The organism is Rahnella contaminans (assembly GCF_011065485.1).
GTDB lineage: Bacteria > Pseudomonadota > Gammaproteobacteria > Enterobacterales > Enterobacteriaceae > Rahnella > Rahnella contaminans.
Window position 1 is genome coordinate 948,596 of sequence record NZ_JAADJS010000002.1, and the last position, 19,727, is coordinate 968,322.

The following is a 19,727-nucleotide window of genomic DNA, read 5'->3' on the forward strand; positions in this document are numbered from 1 at the left end:
TCCTTGGTCTGCCTTAATCCGGGTAGCCCTGCGGGTTTTTCGATTGCCACAGCCAGGTATCATTGGCCATGTCTTCCAGCGTGCGTGTCACTTTCCAGTTGAGTTCTTTCTCGGCTTTAGTCGGGTCAGCCCAGTAGGCTGGCAGGTCGCCCTCACGGCGTGGTGCAAACTTGTAGTTCACCGGTTTGCCACAGGCTTTGCTGAAGGCCTCAATCACTTCCAGCACGCTCTGGCCGAAGCCTGCGCCGAGGTTGTAAATGTGTACGCCCGCTTTGTTGTGCAGGGTTTTCATTGCGGCGATATGGCCGTCTGCCAGATCGACTACGTGGATGTAATCGCGAACGCCGGTGCCGTCAGGCGTCGGATAATCGTTGCCGAATACCGCCACAGATTCGCGGCGACCCACGGCCACTTGGGCAATAAACGGCATCAGGTTATTGGGCACGCCCTGCGGATCTTCACCCATCAGGCCAGACGGATGCGCGCCAACCGGGTTGAAATAGCGCAGCAGGGTAATGCTCCACTCCGGTTCAGCACGTTGCACGTCTTCGAGAATTTGTTCGACCATCAGCTTGCTGCGGCCATAAGGGCTGGAAGGGTTGCCGGTCGGGAAATCTTCGACATACGGGGTTTTCGGCTGATCGCCATACACCGTCGCGGACGAGCTGAAAATCAGGTTTTTAACGCCCGCAGCGCGCATTGCTTCAACCAGCACCAGCGTGCCGGAAACGTTGTTATCGTAATACGCCAGCGGTTTGGCGACGGACTCCCCGACGGCTTTCCAGCCCGCGAAATGAATCACGGAATGAATGTGGTGTTCGCTGAAGATCTTATCGAGGAGTACGCGGTCGCGGATATCACCTTCATAGAACAGCGGCGTTTTGCCGGTGAGCGTATTGATGCGCTCCAGAACGCTGACTTTACTGTTGTGAAGATTATCCAGAATGATTGGCGTATAGCCCGCATCAATCAGTTGCACGCATGTATGGCTACCAATGTAACCGCTACCACCTGTGACTAAGACGTACATAATCGCTCCTCAATGAATATCATGATGCAACGATAACACGCTGCAAGGCTGAAAAAGGTGATCCATCCCCAATAAAATGGAATCGCTTACACAAACAGTTTATCACCTTTCAATGCCGCTATACAGGTGCTGTGCGCCGTACAGAAAGCCTGCGGGAGCGTGCCGGAAGCCAGATGTATAGCTAAGTGTAATCGCTTACATTTTGGGGTGTGATTTATCCGCGGCAGGCTTTTACTTCATTTTTCAGACTCCAGCCGGAGGGAACGCCGACATTTTATCCAGCAACCAGTTCCGCAGGATCCCGATATCGTCGCGTGCGCTTTTCTCTTTTGTGGTCACCAGATAATAGTTTGCACCGGGGAGATGGTGCGGGAAGGGAACGGTGAGGATGCCTTTTTCAATGAAATCCCGCGCCAGCAAACTGCTGACAATCGCCACGCCCTGGCCGGCAATGGCCGCCTGAATGGCGTGAGTTTCGTCGGTAAAACGCAACCCGTTGTCGATGTTGAGGTCTTTCGGGCCGAAATGCGCACGCCAGTTTTCCCAGTCGGGTGAAGGGCGGGGAATGTGACGATTTTCCACATGAAACAGCGTTACGTCCTTCAGGTCTGCCGGGGTTCTCAGCGCCAGCGTCGGGCTGGAGACCAGTATAAACGTGTCGTGATACAGCAGTGTGGAATCCAGCGACTCATCGGCAGATTCGCTGTAACGGATCGCCACATCCACGGTATTACGCGTTAAATCCACCAGCTCAATGCCGGTGTGCAGCCGCAAATCCATGGCCGGTGCCACCTGCTTTAAATCTGCCAGCCGCGGAACCAGCCAGTGCGTCAGAAAATTCGAGGTGGTCGTCAGCGTCAGCGCAGGGGGTAATCCGGCGTGATGAATTTCTTCCACGGCAGCCTGTAAACCGGCAAAAGCCTGGCGCGTGGCCTGCCGCAAAATTTGCCCGGCGGCGGTCAGTTTCACCTCGCGGGCGCTGCGCTCAAAAACGGCGGCGCCCAGCGCCTCTTCCAGAACACGGATCTGGTGACTGATCGCCGTAGGCGTGACGCCGATTTCTTCGGCAGCGCGTTTAAAGCTGGCCTGCTGCGCCACCGCGTCGAACGCTTTCAGTGAACCCAGAGGCGGTAAACGGATTTTCTTCATGATGAGTTATTTTCATCCGTGGCTGAAATCTATGACTTTGAGTCTCCTAAAATAGGCGGTGTAAGCTCCTTTATCAACACGATGAGGATGAATAACGTTCATCCTGATATCGCAAGGTTTCGATTAAGGAGTTCTGTATGTCTGCCATTAATTTCCGGGTGCCCGCGCTGGCCTTTTCGCTCGGCGCTTTGTTTATTATGTCACTGACCATGACGCTGCTGGGTGTGGCGCATCAGGGGCTGGACACGCCGCTAACGCACAGCTTTGCGGGCGCGGCGGCTATATTTTTCACGTTGTTTATGATCAGCGAGCGTTATAACCCGCAGCCGCTTTTGCCGCAGACCTTGCGGGCTTGCACCGAATTGCAGATAAGCCTCTGGACCAGCGTTTTCTTTGCCGCCCTTTGCGTACCGGCTTTCTTCCTGCTGGCCTGGCTGCTGAAAAACAGTTACGGGTTTGGTCTGCTGCAAATCCTCCTGAGCATTGCCCTGATCTTGCTGATGGTCCGGGCGGGCCATGTGCTGGGTGAAAAGTTTCAGGCTGAATTCACCCGCGATAAACGCCTGCTTCTGGGCTTTACGCTGGTCGCCGCCGGAACAGGGATGATTGCTGTGATGTCGGAAGGCTGCGCGTTCTGGCTGGCGCCGCTGCCCGCGATGATCCTCAGCGGTCTGGGGCTCGGGATGGTGAATCACGCCAGAAATATCAGGTTGCAGGTGATTGCGGCGCAGGGACGATGGCTCAACGGCGTGGCACTCATCGCCAGCACCGTGGTTTCACTGGCGTTGCTGACAATGATTGTGACGATTTATCCGGGCTACGCGGGACTGGAAAACGGGTTCACACTGTTGGGGATTTTTGCCCTGGCGGGCATGGTGGTGGCGCTGATGGCCGAGGCGTAAAAACCGCCCTCCATGGAGCGGAAGGCGGGTGAAAAATCAGAGCGCGTCAATCTGATAACGGTAAATTTCGCCCTCAGGAATAAAACTCAGGCGGTGAGTAATGCACGCCGGCGCATCTTCCGCGTGATGCGAAACGAACAGCAATTGGGTGTCACCTTCACCAATCAGAATATCGACGAAACGGCGCACCAGCTGGCGGTTTATCGGATCTAAACCCTGCAACGGCTCGTCGAGGATCAGCAGCGCCGGATGTTTCACCAGTGCGCGGGCAATCAGTGCCAGACGTTGTTGCCCCCAGGACAGGCTGTGGAACGGTGTATCACCGGCATTGCCGCCGAGGCCGAGCAATTCCAGCCACTGATTTGTGAGGAATCTCTGGCGATCAGAAACCGCCTGATAAATGCCAATCGAATCGAAGAATCCAGAGGTGATCACGTTGCGGACGCTGGTGCTGACGCGGTAATCCAGATGCAGGCTGCTGCTGACATAACCGATGTGGCGCTTGATGTCCCAGATGGTTTCACCGCTCCCGCGGCGGCGGCCAAACAGCGTCAGGTCATTGCTGTAACCCTGCGCGTGATCGCCTGTGATCAGGCTGAGCAGCGTCGATTTCCCTGCGCCATTCTGCCCGGTGATCTGCCAGTGCTGACCGTGATCAACCTGCCAGCTTAAGTTGTGCAGTATCGGTTTATCGTTGTATTGCACCACGCCGTCGCGCAACGCGATCAGCGGAGAATCCTGTGGCGGCGTAACGCGCACTGTCGGATCTTCTGCTTCCGGCACTGCCATGCCACTGAGGCTTTCGCTGTGCGCCAGTTGTGCGACCAGCGCATCAGCCATGACCTGTTCGCGCGGGCCGACGGAGGCCAGCGTACAATCCGCCAGCACACCGACGTTTTGCACAAACGGCGGAATATCGTCGAAGCGGTTGAGCACCAGTACCATTGTCTGGCCTTCGCCGGAAAGGGTGTCCAGCAACTGCGCCAGCTGCGCGCGGGCATTGACGTCGAGCCCGTCGAACGGTTCGTCAAGCACCAGCAGATCTGGCCGTTGCATCAGCACCTGACACAGCAGCGTCTTGCGGGTTTCACCGGTGGATAAATATTTGAACCGGCGATCGAGTAATTTTTCGATTCCAAACTGCGCGGCAAGGGCGGCGCAACGGGCAGGATCGCGCACTTCTTCCTGAATGATTTCCGCCGTCGTCCGGCCGGTATCGTCTTCCCCTTCACTCAGTAAATCGGTGTTATTGCGTTGCCATTCATCGGCGACCAGTTTCTGGAGTTGCTCAAACGACAGGCGAACGATGTGCGGAAAACGGTTTTCACGGGTTCCTTTCAGCAGGGTGATATCGCCCGCCAGCGCGCGGGCCAGCGCTGATTTACCGCTGCCATTCGAGCCGACGAATGCCCAACTGTCGGTCTCATGAATACTGAGCTCGGAAAGTGTGAGGGTTCGGGTATCGCTGAGGCGAAAAACGCCTTGCGAGATATGCAACGACATTCTGCTATCCCTTTTTCCCGTCCTGCTCCAAGTTGCATGTGAGTTGGCTACGTTCACTCACCCGAATCACTTACTCGTGTAAGCTCATCGGGATTTACTCTGTTGCCGCCTGCCTGAAACTCGAATTATTTAGGGAAATGAATTTTGATTGATAAATTAAGGGATAAGCGCTGCACTCTCTTAAGTCAATTGACAATTCTGCAAAATGTTAACGCTAATTCTGCAAGATTTTGATTTTTATTATCTTTTCAGCACAGCGTGGCGAGGATCACCTTGTCATCATCAAACTGTGCGAAGACGTTCTGGCCGGTTTTCAACGCCAGACGGTCAACGTCACTGTTGGGCACCGTGGCGCACAACGTTTCGCTGCTGGGTAATTTTACCAGCACCTCGCAGTTACTCTCACCGCGCTGAATACTGATGACGTCACCCTGCAACGCGTTATGCGGATTTTCTGCCGTATAGCCGAGTGTGATCCACGGCGCTTTAATCAGCACCAGCACTTCTTTGCCCGGCGTCAGTGCCAGACGGTCGGCGCTTTGCTCGGTGATCGCCGCACGAATTTGCGTTTTGCCGTCGGCCAGCATGATGTCGATATGCTGCTGAACAACCTCATGCGAACGGTCAATAACGTTGCCGAAAAACTGATTGCGGGCGCTGGTTTGCAGTGAAAAACGCGAAATCGCCGCAAGCAGGCTGTCGAGCGGCAGGGAGTCTTCTTTCAGTACATCAAAGGCTTTTTGCTGGATCTGCGCCAACAGTTCATACAGCTGAATCAGGCGTTCGCCGTAAGGCGTCAGCACGGCACCGCCTCCGCCTTTACCGCCGGTGCTGCGTTCAACCAGGGTCTGGTCTGCCAGCTGATTCATTTCATTGATAGCATCCCATGCGCTTTTATAGCTGATGCCCGCGAGCTTCGCGCCCTGACTGATTGAGCCGGTATGCCGTACCTGTCGCAGCAATTCGATGCGGCGCGGATCGGCGAACAATCGCTGCTGGAGTTTAAGGGTTAAGAGAATTTCGGCTTGCATTGCAGCGTCCTTATTAGAATCATTATTCATTGTCGCCGTTAAACCCACAGGCAGGCAAGTTGGCTAAATGCTAAAGTAATCACAGTCCCGTACTGTTATTATCCGCAACAGATTGATTTTTCGTTTTGACTTCAAGCACGAAGTCCTACAACGCCTTCGGGCCGTTCAGCCAGTCAAGTGAGGCTATCATGTTAGAATTATTAGAAAGTTTGCTTTTCGCTGCCATCATGGTACCGATTTTCATCGCGGTTATCCTGGGTTTGATCTGGGGACTGGGCGAAATTTTCAACGTTATTTCCAACGTCGGCCACTCTAAAGAGTCCCGAAATACCCCGATTGTAAAATGAGTTAAGGGGTTTAAACCGCTTTCCGAAGAGCCCGGCCATTGTGCCGGGCTTTCTATTTTCAGGGTGAGATCAAGAAACCGCAGGTTCTTAATGTCCGCGGGGATAAAACGGATGACATCATTTTTTTCGACGTTATATTGGTGCTTACATAACGTAACATCTACTTATAAGGAAGAAGAAAACTGATGAAAACCTCATGGGGCAAATTGTTAACTGCTACCGTCATGGTCGCCGGTCTGGGCGTTCAGGCTCAGGCTGCTGAAAAAATTACGGTCTTTGCCGCCGCGTCGCTGACCAATGCGTTGCAGGATATCGCCACGCAATATCAGAAAGAGAAGGGCGTGCAGGTTGTCTCCTCTTTCGCTTCCTCTTCAACGCTGGCGCGCCAGATTGAACAGGGCGCACCGGCGGATATGTTCATCTCTGCCGACCAGCAGTGGATGGACTACGCCATCAGCAAGCAGGAAATCGTTGATAACACCCGTTACACCTTGCTGGGCAACGAACTGGTGCTGATTTCTGCGAAAAGCAGCAAAATCGATAAAGTCGATATTACTGAAAAAACCGAATGGACCAAACTGCTGGGCGACAGCCGGCTGGCAGTGGGCGATCCGGACCACGTCCCGGCCGGTATTTATGCTAAAGAAGCCCTGCAAAAACTGGGTGCCTGGACCACGCTGGAACCTAAACTGGCGCGCGCCAGCGACGTTCGTGCGGCAATGGCGCTGGTAGAACGTGAAGAAGCGCCACTGGGTATCGTGTATGGCTCTGATGCGGTTGCCAGCAAAAAAGTTAAAGTGGTTGGCATCTTCCCGGCAACCAGCCACAAGCCGGTTGAATATCCGATGGCGATTGTGAAAGGCCACGAAAATGCGACCGTCAGCGGTTTCTATGATTATTTGAAAACGCCAGCGGCCGCTGAAATCTTCAGAAAATACGGTTTCACACCGCGCGGATGATCCGTTAATCGCCGAAACCCTGAAGTCATCCCTCCGGGGATGACTTTATATTTGTTCCACGTTGTTATGTAATACTAAAGCGTTGATTCTTTCCTGATGTCGCGAATACAAAATGCCCCGAGCACCCTATCTTGCGTCCCCTGTGGCGGCTGATTAAAGGCTTTACCTTTTTTGCCGATATTTTATGTTTGCGGCTTCACATTTTATTCAGGACAAATGAACCGACATGATGTTGAGTGAATATGAGTGGCAGGCGGTACTTCTCAGTTTGAAAGTCTCGAGCCTGGCCGTTGTTTGCAGTCTGCCGCTTGGTATTCTGATGGCGTGGATTTTGGTCCGCTGCCGCTTCCCCGGCAAATCCCTGCTCGACAGTATTATCCATCTGCCGCTGGTATTACCGCCGGTGGTCATTGGTTATTTGCTGCTGGTGGTGATGGGGCGACGCGGCGTGGTGGGGCAGTGGCTGTATAACTGGTTCGGCTTCAGTTTCAGTTTTAGCTGGCACGGGGCCGTGCTGGCGTCCGCTGTTGTTGCGTTTCCGCTGATGGTGCGGGCTATCCGCCAGTCGCTCGAGGCCGTCGATCCCAAACTTGAACTTGCTGCCCGGACGCTCGGTGCGTCGCCGTGGCGGGTGTTTTTCACCATCACGCTGCCGCTTTCGGTGCCCGGCGTTATCGTCGGCATCGTGCTGGCCTTCGCCCGTTCACTGGGTGAATTTGGCGCGACCATCACCTTCGTTTCCAATATTCCGGGGGAAACGCGCACCATTCCGCTGGCGATGTATACCCTGATTGAAACCCCCGGCGCAGAAAGTGCCGCCGCACGGCTTTGCGTACTGGCGATCCTGCTGTCTCTGGCGGCGTTACTGATCTCTGACTGGCTGGCAAAACGCAGCCGCATACGGCTGGGAGGCTGAAATGCTTGAACTCAATTTCAGCCAGAAGCTGGGTGACCTGGATTTACAGATTTCACAGGAACTGCCAGCGCAGGGCATCACCGCGATTTTCGGTTTGTCCGGCGCGGGCAAAACGTCCCTGATCAACGCTATATGCGGGCTGACCAGGCCGGACTCAGGGCGTATCGCGCTCAACGGGCGAATTTTATCTGACACGCAGAACAACATTTTTCTGCCGCCGGAAAAACGCCGTGTGGGGTATGTTTTTCAGGATGCGCGCCTCTTTCCGCATTATCGCGTGCAGGGAAATCTGCAATATGGCATGGCGCCATCGATGCGCGGCCAGTTCGACAGCATCGTCCGTCTGCTGGGCATCGGCGCTTTGCTCGACCGTTTCCCGCTGACGTTATCAGGCGGCGAAAAACAGCGCGTGGCGATTGGCCGTGCACTGCTGACCGCACCGGAAATTCTGCTGATGGACGAACCGCTGGCGGCGCTGGATCTTCCACGTAAACGCGAGCTGATGCCCTATCTGGAGCGTCTGGCGCAGGAAGTCAGCATTCCTATTTTGTATGTGACGCACAGCCTGGATGAGATTCTGCGTCTGGCGGAAAAAGTGATGGTGCTGGATGCCGGTAAAGTGCTGGCGATGGGTGCGCTGGAGGAAGTGTGGGCGAGCAACGTCATGCGTCCGTGGCTGCCGAAAGAAGAGCAGAGCAGCGTGCTGAACGTCAGCGTGCTGGAACATCATCCGCGTTACGAAATGACGGCGCTGGCGATTGGCGACCAGCGTTTATGGATCAGTAAAGTGGAAGAAGCGCCCGGCACGCCGCTGCGCGTGCGCGTGAATTCCACCGACGTTTCGCTGGTGCTGCAACCGACCGCCAACAACAGCAGCATCCGCAATATTTTGCCCGCGAAAGTGCTGGAATGTCTGGACGTGGGCAATCAGGTGGAAGTGAAACTGGCGATGGCCGATCACATTCTCTGGGCACGCATTACGCCTTGGGCGCGCGATGAACTGATGGTTCGTTCAGGCCAGTGGCTGTATGCGCAGATTAAAAGCGTGTCGGTGAACCGTTAAGCTTTTGACGCGTGATACAGCGCCAGAACTTTTTCGGCGAATTTGTCATCGATAATATAGAAATAACACTCCGGCACATTCAGCACGCGGGCGAAATGACACATGGTGTCAAAGTTCGGACTGTAGGTGCCGTTTTCATATTGTGAAACCCGCGAACGTGCGGTGCTTTCATCAATTCCCGCCATAACGCCCAGTTTTTCCTGCGTCAGCTTCGCCTTTGTTCGGGCAGATTTCAGTCTGTATGAGATCATCGTCAATAACCACAAAAAGAGTATTGACGTTATGTTTAGCATTACTTAACATCATTGTTGTTTAGAGTTACTAGACATCGTAAAGTGAAAGTGTAGTTCACTTTTCCGAATGCCGTACAGACAACAAAGGATGAACGATGAGAATGGAAGATGACTGGCACCCGGCAGATATCATCGCCGGGTTACGTAAGAAAAGAACCACGCTGGCGGCGGTATCGCGGGAAGCCGGTTTAGGTTCCTCGACGCTGGCAAATGCGCTGGCGCGTCCGTGGGCAAAGGGCGAAATGATTATCGCTAAAGCACTGGGAGTTCCGCCGTCGGCTATCTGGCCGAGCCGGTATTTTGATGCACAGATGCGGTCGATTCCGCGCTTCATACGGCCCGTAAAAAACAAACCCGAATTAAAGACCGACTGATGATTTTGTGGCAGAAAAAACGCCTTCCTCTGTAGCAGGGGAAGGCGCGAAAAAACGCAGGGATTAGTTGAGGACTTTCGTGCGGATAACGTCTGCAATGCCCGGCGTTTCGTGGTCACCAATGACCAGTGCCGCGCGTTCTTTTATCGCATCCGCCGCATTGCCCATCGCCACGCCCAGACCGACATTTTCCAGCATACTCAGGTCATTGTAGTTATCGCCGAACGCGACCACATCCTGCATGCTCATGCCCTGAGATTCGACCCATTCCTGTAAGCGACGGCCCTTGCTGTTGCCGCCTTTCGCCACGTCTACCTGATCGTGCCACGACCATTCGCAGGCCAGACCCAGATCGTTTTCCACCTGCGCGGCAAACGTATGCAGCGCATCCAGATCCTGATGCGACGTGGCAAATTTCCAGATGGACTGCGCCTCGTCTGCGGCTTCTCGCAGGCTGTTAACCTGAACGATGTTCGGACGCTGATGTTCCGGCAGGCTCTGACCCCAGGCAATCGAACGGGTCACATGGCCGCTTGGTTGCTGATACAGCATCGCATCATCGACATACAGCAGGCCGTGAATGCCGTGATGATCCAGCAGGTCGATGACTTTTTTAGCTTTCACGCTGTCGAGCGGATCGGAAGTTAATACTTTACGTGCCTGATAATCATACAAATAAGTTCCGTTACAGCAGATAGCAGGTGTATCGAGCTCCAATGCCTGATAAAACGGGTGGATTGCCACATGATGGCGACCGGTGACGACAACCACTTTAATGCCTTGTGCGCGGGCATCGGCCAGCGCAGCAAGAGATTCAGGAAGAATACGTTTTTGACGGTCCAGCAGCGTACCGTCGAGATCGAGCGCAATAATGCGATAAGTCATGAGCAGTCCATCGTAAGTGTGGGTGGATCGAAGAAATTATCATCATGTTACCGTGTTAAGCCTGCTAATTAAACCTTGGATCCGGCACCTTTAGTGCCGCCAGTGCGTTGAGTTATCGTGTTAACCTGAGCTACGCTTTTAAAAAGTCTACCCACTCATTCGGTTTTTAATAAGGAGATGTGATGAAGCAAGTCGTCTACGTTGCCAGCCCTGATAGCCAGCAAATCCACGCTTTTCATCTGGCGGATAATGGTGAACTGAGCCTGCTGCAAACGGTGGAAGTGCCGGGACAGGTTCAGCCGATGGTGCTCCATCCTGACGGTCATCGTTTGTATGTCGGCGTGCGCCCGGAGTTTGGCGTACTGACGTACCATATTGACCACGAAGGGAAACTGGAAGAAGCCGCGATGGCTCCGCTGCCGGGCAGCCCGACGCATCTGGGGATCGACCTTCAGGGGCGTTTTGTGTTCTCGGCTTCTTACAGCTTCAACAACGTCAGCATTCATCCGCTGGATGAAAAAGGTCATGCGCTGGCACCGGTTCAGGTTCTGGAAAACATCCAGGCGCCGCACTCTGCCAATATTGACCCGACCAATCAGTTGCTGATGATCCCGGCGCTGAAAGAGGACCGCATTCGTCAGTACGATTTCAGTCAGAAGGGCGAAGCGACACCACATCAGACCGCCAGCGAGCTGCGGACAGCTGAAGGTGCCGGTCCGCGCCACATGGCATTCCACCCGAATCATCACTTTGCCTACTGTGTAAATGAGCTCAACAGCAGCGTTGATGTGTACCAGAAAGACGTCGGCACCGGCGAATATCGTCAGGTACAGACACTCGGCGTGATGCCGGCTGATTTTACCGGCACCTGCTGGGCGGCCGATTTGCACATCACGCCGGACGGAAAATTCCTCTACGCCTCAGACCGTACGGCCAGCCTGATTTCTGTTCTGTCGGTTTCCGAAGATGGCAGCGAGCTTACGCTCACAGGGCACCATGCGACGCAAACTCAGCCGCGAGGTTTCAATATCGACTTCACCGGCCAGTACGTGATCACGGCGGGCCAGAAATCCGATGCCATTGAAGTGGCGAAAATCAATCCGCAAAACGGCCAACTGACCACGCTGAAAACCTACCCGGTGGGCAAAGCGCCGATGTGGGTAAGCATTCTGGAAATTGATTAATCACTCTGGTGTATTAGTGAGATTGTCTAATGTTTATGTTTTAACATCTCAATAATACCGCCACGGAATAATGATCAAGCCCCTGTAATAAGGGGCTTTTTTATTGCCTGAACCTTTCGGGCGATTGATAAGAAATATTTTAACTTCTCTCTAAATGTTAATCATTGCCGGTCGATAACTCTCCCGTTATTCACTCATTCTTCGGTGGCATTGCCACTTCAGAGTCAGTCCATTTGTAAATCAGGGAGAAGAAAATGAATGTACTTTCAGGGATCGCTGGCAAAGTTCGTCATGCCACCATCGCTGGCAAACTCGGTGCCGGTTTTGCACTGGTGCTGTTGCTGGGATCCTTTATCGCTGTGTCGGGTATTTATCATCTGACCAGCATCAACCAACGCGCCGAAAAGGCCACGCTGCTTAAAACCGTTAACGATTTGCTCAGCGGTGCAAAATTTTCCCGGCTTTCATATATGGCCAGCAAAGACCCAAAATATGTTGAGGAAAACCGCCAGGCGCTGGATAAGCTCGAAGCCCGGCAGACGCAGGTCGCGGCCTATTCCTGGGATGCCGAAGATCAGCCTCTGGTGGACGCCATGCCTGAAAACATCCGCCGTTACCGCGAAAGCTGGCAGCAAACGCTTAATCCTCCGGCAGGCAGTGATCTGCAACAAGTCACCGCACAGCTGGCGCAGGCCGGGCTGGCGCTGACGTCCGCATCCAATACGCTGCTCGATCATGAAATGGGCAACCTGCACGAAGAAGTCACCCGAACCATTCAGGAAATGCTGGCGATTATCGCCGCGACGGTGATCGTGGGCGTGCTGATTTCCTGGCGCACGACGCGCGGGCTGACACTTCCGCTGCGCCGCACACTTGCCACCGCTGAACGGATTGCCGCAGGCGACCTCTCAACGCACGCCACCAGCCACAGTCATGACGAAGTGGGGCAACTGACCCGTGCGATTGAAGGCATGAATAAAAACCTGCACGGCATCATCGGTGATATCCGGGAAGGGGTGACTCAGGTCACGCGTGCCTCGAGTGAGATTGCAGCGGGTAACATTGATTTGTCGGCGCGTACTGAAGAACAGGCGGCAGCGCTGGGGCAAACGGCGGCCAGCATGGAGCAGCTCACCTCGACGGTGAAACAGAATGCCGATAACGCCACGCAGGCCAGCCAGCTGGCGTCCGATGCGGCCGTGACGGCAGCACGCGGCGGCAAACTGGTCACCGACATGGTGGGCGTGATGAAAGAGATTGCCGTCAGTTCGAAGCAAATTTCTGAAATCACCACCGTCATCAACAGCATTGCCTTTCAGACCAACATTCTGGCGCTGAATGCCGCCGTTGAAGCGGCGCGTGCCGGTGAACAGGGCCGCGGCTTTGCGGTGGTTGCCAGCGAAGTGCGCAGCCTCGCGCAGCGCAGCGGGCAGGCCGCTAAAGAGATCGAAGGGTTAATCGACAAATCGGTGACCAACGTGAATAACGGCTCAACGCTGGTGGAGAAAGCAGGCGATACGATGGAAGAGATTGTCGGTTCCGTCCGTCACGTTACGCAGATCATTCATGAGATTGCGTCGGCGTCGGATGAACAAAGCCGGGGGATCAGCCAGATTGCGCTGGCCGTGGCCGAAATGGACACCGTGACACAGCAGAACTCCGCGCTGGTTCAGCAGTCCGCCAGTGCTGCGGCGTCGCTCGATGAACAGGCGCTGAATCTGGAACGCACGGTATCGGTATTCCGTCTCGGCAACGAAAGGGCATAACCGGTAAGATTTTCAGGTAAAAAAAATGCCGCCGGAGTTTCCTCCTGCGGCATTTTTATTGCGTCAGACTGAATTACTTCGCAGGCTGAGTCAGCACATTGTTGTACTGCCACAGGCGGTTGAAGTTGGTGTCATTCAGGTTACGCTGCTGTTTTTCATCTTTCGGCACGTTGCCCACAAACGGATGACCGGAGAAGACGGCGTCGCCCCACGGGTTAATCTGGTCGTAGCTGTTGTCGAAGCTGCTGTCGCGAATGACCAGCTGGCTGCTGGCATCGTTAGCATCCCACGCGCGGCCCATTTTCGCTTTTGCTGCCTGCTCGAAACCCCGGTCGCCGGTCAGATTGCTGTCGATCACCAGGAAACCGTAAGGTGCTGTGGCTGGCGTATTCGGTGCGAAGATGGACGCCTGTTTCACGCCGCGGCTGCTGACGGTGTGGAATTCAACGTGGTCGAATACGGCATTAGCACGACCAAACACGTAATCCACATCACCAACGATCAGGCTGTTATGCACGTAAGCACGGCTGTAACGGCTGTTGTCGGTCTGGTTGTGGATGTTGGCGGTGTTCACCATAAAGGTGTTCTGGCGGCCAATCAGACGGACGTTGTCGAGAATCACGTTGTCGCCGTCGGTACGCAAAGCAACGGCTGAATGATCGCCGCCGTCAACGGTATCAAGCAGGGCGTTACCAATGGTCAGGTTCTGCACTTGCAGGCCGTTGCTTTGTGACCAGACGGTCGCCGTACAACCTGTGCCGATGGTTTCGGTCGTCAGATTCGCACAGTTCTGGAACATATAGAATGCGCGGTCACCCGGCAGGAACTGGCCGTTAGGGCTGACGGTTGCGCGGTACGCCGCTGGTGCCGCAGAGGCTTCCAGCGTTTGCGTCAGCGTGACATCCGCAGAGCTGTTACCGGCCCCGAATAAGGTCACTGGCGGCGCGCCAGCCGGAATGTAAACCGCGCCGTTGTAAGTGCCCGGCAGGATTTTAATGAAAATACGCTCACCGTGGTTACGCACGGCCAGTGCGGCATTTACCGCCTGTTGTACGGTGGAATACGATGCGCCATCGGTGCCTAACTGCGGGCCAACCACAAAGTTGGTTTTCGCCGCGTCAGTGCTTGCCAGTTTAGGGAACCAGCCCTGTTGCTGAACCTGCAAAGAAGGGCCGCCAAAGGCCAGATAATTTTTCGCTGTAAAGTTGGCCGCTTCGTCCGCTGATAACACGGGCAGTGACGCGGTGCCCGGCGCAACCTGGCTGGATAAGCCTTGATGGCTGCTGCTACATGCCGCCAAAATCAGGCTGGCGGACAACATAGCGCACGCGCGTGACAGGGTGGAAATTTTCACTGTGACTGACTCCTTGATGAAGAAAGTTATTCTTTTTTTCAATGTCGCGGCCATTGCCGCAATAAAAAAACGGCGGCCAGTAAAACTGACCACCTTTTCTGCGTCTTTTATACCACAGGAATCAGCTGTATATCACTGTCAGTGATGCTTTGCCGCAAGCCGCGTCAGATCATTTGCTGATCTCTGCGCCGCCCAGCAATTTCAGCAAGGCTTGTGCGACGGCTTTGGACGAGGCCGGATTCTGCCCGGTGATCAGCTTGCCGTCGGTGACCACGTACGGACGCCAGTCAGCGGCTTTGCTGTAATCGCCGCCGTGCTTTTTCAGCTCGTCCTCCACCAGGAAAGGCACGATGTCCGTCAGCCCGACGGCGTCCTCTTCGCTGTTGCTAAACCCGGTCACGCGTTTGTCTTTGACCAGCGGCGTGCCATCGTCAAGCAGCACATTGCGCAAAACGCCGGGCGCGTGGCAAACGGCGGAAACCGGTTTGCCTGCCGTCCAGAACGCCTTAATCAGCTCCACCGAATGCGCGTCTTCCGCCAGATCCCACAACGGGCCGTGGCCGCCGGGATAAAAAATAGCGTCGAAATCAGCAGCATTCACCTCCGCCAGTTTCTCCGTTGTGGCGAGCGCGTGTTGAGCGCTTTTATCCTGACGAAAACGCGCCGTGGTTTCAGTCTGGGCATCCGGCTCATCGCTTTTCGGATCCAGCGGCGGTTGCCCGCCTTTCGGCGACGCCAGCGTCAGTGTCGCACCGGCGTCCAGAAATTCGTAATACGGCGCGGTGAATTCTTCCAGCCAGAAACCGGTTTTCTTGCCGGTTTCGCCGAGTTTATCGTGCGATGTCAATACAATCAGTAATTTCATGTTACCTCCTGTGGACGCAGTCAGGGATCAATCCTGCCCGACACGAACGACCAGTTTGCCAAAGTTTTTACCCTCAAGCAGACCGAAGAACGCCTGCGGTGCGTTTTCCAGCCCTTCAACAACATCTTCGCGGAACTTCACTTTCCCTGCTTCAAACCATTCGCCCATCTGCTTTGCAAATTCCGGATAACGATGGCCGTAATCATCAAAAATAATGAATCCCTGCATGCGCAGTCGCTTTCTCAAAATCGTGCTGGCAAGCAGTGACAGGCGGTCGTGACCTTCTTTCAGGCCGGTGGCGTTGTATTGCGAAACCAGACCGCATACCGGAATACGGGCTTTGGTATTGAGCAACGGAAGAACCGCGTCAAACACCGCGCCGCCGACATTTTCGAAATAAACATCGATGCCGTCAGGACAGGCGGCTTTGAGACGTTGATCTAAATCCGGCGCGCGGTGATCTAAGCATTCATCGAATCCGAAATGCTCCACGGCGTAGCGGCATTTCTCTTCACCCCCGGCGATACCCACCACGCGGCAGCCTTTGATTTTACCGATTTGTCCGACCAGGGATCCGACCGGCCCGGTGGCTGCGGCGACCACCAGCGTCTCGCCCGGTTTCGGTTCGCCGATATCCAGCAGCCCCATAAACGCGGTGAAGCCCGGCATCCCCAGCACGCCCAATGCCAGAGACGGTTGCTTAAGCGCAGCGCCTTCCAGCTTTTTCACTTCATCCGCGTTCACGACGGCGTAATCCTGCCAGCCGGTTCTGCCCACGACGAGATCGCCGGTCTTAAAATCCGGGCTGTGGGATTCCACCACGCGGGACACCCCGCCGCCGGTCATCACTTCACCGATTTGCACCGGCGCGGCATACGAAGGCGCGTCGGACATCCGCCCGCGCATGTAAGGGTCAAGAGAAAGCCAGACGGTGCGCAACAAAAGCTGGCCTTCTTTGGCCACGGGCAGCGGGGCTTTTTCCAGACGGAAATTGTCATCAACAGGTTTACCATGAGGGCGGGACGCCAGAACGATGCGGCGGTTTTCAGACTGAGATTGAGACATACCAATACCTTCCCGTTTCATATAAGAGAGTTAAAAGTCGACGTAATTGGGAATAAGTATAGGACGCGAAGTTGTTTTCGCATGAAGCGGTTTATGCCATGTTCTTATGAGTCATGCGTTTTATCCCCAAACTGTGACCCTCATCTTTTCCTATGACTTTGTCCGAGAAATCCCTTTAAGTCTGTTAAGGGCGCAGGTATGTTCGGTAAGGTTTTTGACCACTTGCTCCGTTTTATCTTTCAGATTAATAAGCATAAAAAAGGGATCCCGATGCATAAAATACCTCTGGCACTCAGTGCCGTTTTCCTGCTGCTCAGCCTTGGCCAAACGGCGACGGCAAAAGACGCTGCGCCCGCGCCGCTGTATCCGGGCGTTAACGTTGCACAACTCGCCCAACAGTCGCCGGTTCACTGGGTTTCAGTCGCGCAAATTGAAAACAGTCTGCAAGGCCGTCCGCCGCTGGCGGTGGGTTTCGATATCGATGACACGGTGTTGTTTTCTTCGCCGGGCTTTTACCGCGGCCAACTGGAGTTTTCTCCGGGCAAACAGGACTATCTGAAAAACCCGAAATTCTGGGAAAAAATGAATAACGGCTGGGACGAGTTCAGCATGCCGAAAGACGTGGCGAAAAGCCTGATTGCCATGCACCTCAAACGCGGCGACAGTATTTATTTCGTTACCGGGCGCAGTGAAACCAAAACCGAATCCGTCACCAAAACCTTGCAGAATGATTTCCAGATCCCGCAAGACAAAGTAAATCCGGTGATTTTTGCCGGTGACAAAGCCGGGCAGAACACCAAAACGCAGTGGCTGAAAGATAAGCAGATGAAGATTTTCTACGGGGATTCGGACAACGACATCACCGCCGCACAGGCCGCCGGTGCGCGCGGCATCCGCGTATTACGTGCGTCAAACTCCAGCTATAAACCGTTACCGCAGGCCGGCATTTTTGGCGAAGAAGTGATTGTGAATTCTGAGTACTGAGAAGAAAAGAAAGGCTGTGGCAGGATTTGCGCCTCACCAGAATACAGGTGAGGCGCAGAAAATAATTACTTCACACTCACATCAATATCGCCGAAATATTTCTTCGAAAGCGTCTTAACTACGCCGTCGTTCTGCACTTTGGCGATAGCGGTGTCGAGTTTTTCTTTCAGCGCGGCATCACCTTTGCGCAGGCCGAAGGCAATGCCGCTGCCGAGGATTTTATCGTCGCGCACGGCGTCGCCGACAAAGCCGTAATCTTTACCATCAGGACGTGACAGGAATCCGCTCTGGCCCGCCGGAGCCAGCACTAACGTACCGTCCAGACGCCCTGAGGACAAGTCCAGATACACCTGGTTCTGATCCTGATAAGAAACAATATCCACGCCTTTCGGTGCCCAGTGCGCCTGCGCGTAACTTTCCTGAATCGAGCCCTGCAACACGCCGATATGTTTGCCTTTCAGCGCATTAACGGTCGGCAACAGGCCGGAATCTTTTTTGGCAATCAGCTTCGTCGGTACGCGGTAAATCACGTTGGTGAAATCGATCGCCTGACGACGCTTTTCGGTTACGTTCATGGCGGAGTTGATTGCATCGAATTTACGCGCCTGAAGGGCGGCAATCAGGCCATCGAAAGAGGTGTCGTACCATTCGCATTTCACGCTGGCCGCGGCGCAAACGGCATTACCCAAATCAATATCAAAGCCCTGCAATTCGCCGGTAGCGCTTTTGGATTCAAACGGCGGATACTGCGCTTCCAGACCGAATTTCAGCGTGGAACCGTCTGCCAGCGCAGAAAAAGAAGCCACGGCACAACCTAACAGCAATGCGATTTTCAATTTTTTCATTATTCACAATTCCCCTGCGGTATCAGAAAGTAGGCTCAGACGCGACACAGACGGCGTGCGCCTTCATACAACGTGTCGTTATCTTTGGCAAAGCTCAGGCGGATAAGCCCGGTGGGTTTGTTATTACTGTAAAAGGCCGACAGCGGGATGGTAGCAATCTGGTGATCCCGGATCAGGCTCAGCACAAATTCATCGTCGGTCAGCGGGCTGAAATGACTAAAACGCGCCAGCATAAAGAAACTGCCACGGCTTGGGAGTAATTCAAAGCGGGATTCGCTCAGCGCTTCCGCCAGCAAATCGCGTTTTTTCTGATAAAAATCCGCCAGACCGAGATAGCTTTGCGGATCGGCCAGCGCTTCGGCAAACGCAACCTGCATCGGCGTGTCGGCGGAGAACACCATAAACTGATGCACTTTGCGGATTTCGTCCATCAGTTCCGCCGGTGCCAGGCAGTAGCCCACGCGCCAACCGGTGACGTGATAGGTCTTGCCGAACGACGACACAATGACGCTGCGCCCGGCCAGCTGCGGATGGCAGGCCATGCTTTCGTGGCGCTCGCCGTCGAAAACTACGTGCTCGTAAACTTCGTCCGATAAAATCACGATGTCAGTGTCTGTGGTCAGCGCCGTCAGACGTTCGATGTCGAAATCAGTGAAAATCGCGCCGGTTGGGTTGTGCGGGCTGTTGATGATGATCATGCGCGTGCGGCTGTTGATGGCGCTCGCGACCTGATCCCAGTCGATGCTGAAATCCTCCATCGACAGGCCAATCGCCACCGGTTTTGCGCCCTGTAAGCGGACAATTGGCGCGTAGCTGTCAAACGACGGCTCGAAATAAATGACTTCATCGCCCGGATGCACCAGCGCGCTGATAGCGGAATACAAGCCTTCGCTGGCGCTGGCAATCACGGTGACTTCGCTGTCGGCGTCATAATGGCAACCGTAAAGCGCTTCAACTTTGGCGGAAAGTGCATGGCGCAGCGCGGCCACGCCGCTCATCGGCGCATACTGGTTATGACCGTCGCGCATGGCTTTGGCAACGCTGTCGATAAGCGCAGGCTGGCAGGAGAAATTCGGTGCGCCCTGCGATAAGTTCAGGGCATTGTGCTCGGCGCTCAGTTGGCCAATCACGGTGAAAATAGTGGTGCCGACATCCGGTAATTTAGACTGCGGCGACATCGCGCTTTTCATAGCATTTTCCCCAAAGGAAACA

The 19,727-nt window shown here is 54.6% G+C and carries 20 protein-coding genes; 9 read left to right on the forward strand and 11 right to left on the reverse strand.

Annotation, left to right across the window (positions count from 1 at the left end; all coding sequences use genetic code 11):
* Positions 1-13: 13 nt before the first annotated feature.
* Positions 14-1,030, reverse strand: coding sequence for a UDP-glucose 4-epimerase GalE (gene galE / locus GW579_RS13550; protein WP_152325458.1), 1,017 nt, complete (start codon positions 1,028-1,030; stop codon positions 14-16).
* A 243-nt stretch (positions 1,031-1,273) separates the two neighbouring features.
* Entirely contained in the window at positions 1,274-2,179 is a 906-nt protein-coding gene (locus tag GW579_RS13555) for a LysR substrate-binding domain-containing protein (protein ID WP_165059493.1), read from the reverse strand.
* A gap of 137 nt (positions 2,180-2,316) precedes the next feature.
* Here GW579_RS13555 and GW579_RS13560 point away from each other — a divergent pair, with 137 nt between their 5' ends.
* Positions 2,317-3,081: a hypothetical protein gene (locus GW579_RS13560; protein WP_165059495.1), complete on the forward strand. Its 765-nt coding sequence runs from the start codon at positions 2,317-2,319 to the stop codon at positions 3,079-3,081.
* A 36-nt stretch (positions 3,082-3,117) separates the two neighbouring features.
* Here GW579_RS13560 and modF read toward each other — a convergent pair whose 3' ends face one another.
* Together modF and modE are read right to left on the reverse strand one after the other, a co-directional pair.
* Positions 3,118-4,584 carry a molybdate ABC transporter ATP-binding protein ModF gene (gene modF, locus GW579_RS13565; protein ID WP_165059496.1) on the reverse strand — a complete coding sequence of 489 codons (1,467 nt, stop codon included), beginning with the start codon at positions 4,582-4,584 and terminating at the stop codon, positions 3,118-3,120.
* A 248-nt stretch (positions 4,585-4,832) separates the two neighbouring features.
* On the reverse strand, positions 4,833-5,615 hold the full coding sequence (gene modE / locus GW579_RS13570; RefSeq protein ID WP_165059498.1) for a molybdenum-dependent transcriptional regulator: 783 nt from the start codon (positions 5,613-5,615) through the stop codon (positions 4,833-4,835).
* 188 nt (positions 5,616-5,803) lie between these two features.
* Here modE and GW579_RS13575 point away from each other — a divergent pair, with 188 nt between their 5' ends.
* The 4 genes from GW579_RS13575 (at position 5,804) to modC (ending at position 8,900) form a co-directional block, all read left to right on the forward strand.
* Positions 5,804-5,962, forward strand: coding sequence for an AcrZ family multidrug efflux pump-associated protein (locus tag GW579_RS13575; RefSeq protein WP_152325463.1), 159 nt, complete (start codon positions 5,804-5,806; stop codon positions 5,960-5,962).
* A gap of 185 nt (positions 5,963-6,147) precedes the next feature.
* Positions 6,148-6,921 (forward strand): molybdate ABC transporter substrate-binding protein, encoded by a 774-nt coding sequence (gene modA, locus GW579_RS13580; RefSeq protein WP_165059500.1) that lies wholly within the window; start codon positions 6,148-6,150, stop codon positions 6,919-6,921.
* Between the two features lie 226 nt (positions 6,922-7,147).
* Positions 7,148-7,837, forward strand: coding sequence for a molybdate ABC transporter permease subunit (gene modB / locus GW579_RS13585; protein WP_104922867.1), 690 nt, complete (start codon positions 7,148-7,150; stop codon positions 7,835-7,837).
* A gap of 1 nt (position 7,838) precedes the next feature.
* The gene (gene modC, locus GW579_RS13590) at positions 7,839-8,900 is read left to right on the forward strand and encodes a molybdenum ABC transporter ATP-binding protein ModC (RefSeq protein WP_165059502.1); all 1,062 of its coding nucleotides are present in this window, start codon (positions 7,839-7,841) and stop codon (positions 8,898-8,900) included.
* Here modC and GW579_RS13595 read toward each other — a convergent pair.
* Positions 8,897-9,151: a helix-turn-helix domain-containing protein gene (locus GW579_RS13595; RefSeq protein ID WP_152325466.1), complete on the reverse strand. Its 255-nt coding sequence runs from the start codon at positions 9,149-9,151 to the stop codon at positions 8,897-8,899. The genes modC and GW579_RS13595 overlap by 4 nt on opposite strands.
* Before the next feature lie 143 nt (positions 9,152-9,294).
* Here GW579_RS13595 and GW579_RS13600 point away from each other — a divergent pair, with 143 nt between their 5' ends.
* The gene (locus GW579_RS13600; protein ID WP_152326320.1) at positions 9,295-9,567 is read left to right on the forward strand and encodes a helix-turn-helix domain-containing protein; all 273 of its coding nucleotides are present in this window, start codon (positions 9,295-9,297) and stop codon (positions 9,565-9,567) included.
* 63 nt (positions 9,568-9,630) lie between these two features.
* On the opposite strand, the gene GW579_RS13605 is transcribed toward GW579_RS13600, so the two are convergent.
* Positions 9,631-10,452, reverse strand: coding sequence for a pyridoxal phosphatase (locus GW579_RS13605; RefSeq protein WP_152325467.1), 822 nt, complete (start codon positions 10,450-10,452; stop codon positions 9,631-9,633).
* Positions 10,453-10,634: 182 nt separating this feature from the next.
* Here GW579_RS13605 and pgl point away from each other — a divergent pair, with 182 nt between their 5' ends.
* The gene (gene pgl, locus GW579_RS13610) at positions 10,635-11,636 is read left to right on the forward strand and encodes a 6-phosphogluconolactonase (RefSeq protein ID WP_165059503.1); all 1,002 of its coding nucleotides are present in this window, start codon (positions 10,635-10,637) and stop codon (positions 11,634-11,636) included.
* A gap of 254 nt (positions 11,637-11,890) precedes the next feature.
* Positions 11,891-13,402, forward strand: coding sequence for a methyl-accepting chemotaxis protein (locus GW579_RS13615; RefSeq protein ID WP_165059504.1), 1,512 nt, complete (start codon positions 11,891-11,893; stop codon positions 13,400-13,402).
* Between the two features lie 73 nt (positions 13,403-13,475).
* Here GW579_RS13615 and GW579_RS13620 read toward each other — a convergent pair whose 3' ends face one another.
* The 3 genes from GW579_RS13620 to GW579_RS13630 all read right to left on the reverse strand — a co-directional run bounded on the left by GW579_RS13620 (position 13,476) and on the right by GW579_RS13630 (position 16,686).
* Positions 13,476-14,756: a putative acyl-CoA thioester hydrolase gene (locus GW579_RS13620; RefSeq protein ID WP_165059505.1), complete on the reverse strand. Its 1,281-nt coding sequence runs from the start codon at positions 14,754-14,756 to the stop codon at positions 13,476-13,478.
* A 169-nt stretch (positions 14,757-14,925) separates the two neighbouring features.
* Entirely contained in the window at positions 14,926-15,621 is a 696-nt protein-coding gene (locus tag GW579_RS13625; RefSeq protein ID WP_165059506.1) for a type 1 glutamine amidotransferase domain-containing protein, read from the reverse strand.
* A gap of 27 nt (positions 15,622-15,648) precedes the next feature.
* Entirely contained in the window at positions 15,649-16,686 is a 1,038-nt protein-coding gene (locus tag GW579_RS13630; RefSeq protein WP_152325472.1) for an NADP-dependent oxidoreductase, read from the reverse strand.
* Positions 16,687-16,956: 270 nt separating this feature from the next.
* Between GW579_RS13630 and aphA the strand changes: the two genes are divergently transcribed.
* Entirely contained in the window at positions 16,957-17,670 is a 714-nt protein-coding gene (aphA, locus tag GW579_RS13635) for an acid phosphatase AphA (RefSeq protein ID WP_165059507.1), read from the forward strand.
* Positions 17,671-17,735: 65 nt separating this feature from the next.
* Here the strand turns inward: aphA and GW579_RS13640 are convergent, their stop codons facing one another.
* Together GW579_RS13640 and GW579_RS13645 are read right to left on the reverse strand one after the other, a co-directional pair.
* Positions 17,736-18,515: an ABC transporter substrate-binding protein gene (locus GW579_RS13640; RefSeq protein ID WP_165059508.1), complete on the reverse strand. Its 780-nt coding sequence runs from the start codon at positions 18,513-18,515 to the stop codon at positions 17,736-17,738.
* Between the two features lie 35 nt (positions 18,516-18,550).
* Positions 18,551-19,705 (reverse strand): methionine aminotransferase, encoded by a 1,155-nt coding sequence (locus GW579_RS13645; protein ID WP_152325475.1) that lies wholly within the window; start codon positions 19,703-19,705, stop codon positions 18,551-18,553.
* Between the last annotated feature and the right edge of the window lie 22 nt (positions 19,706-19,727).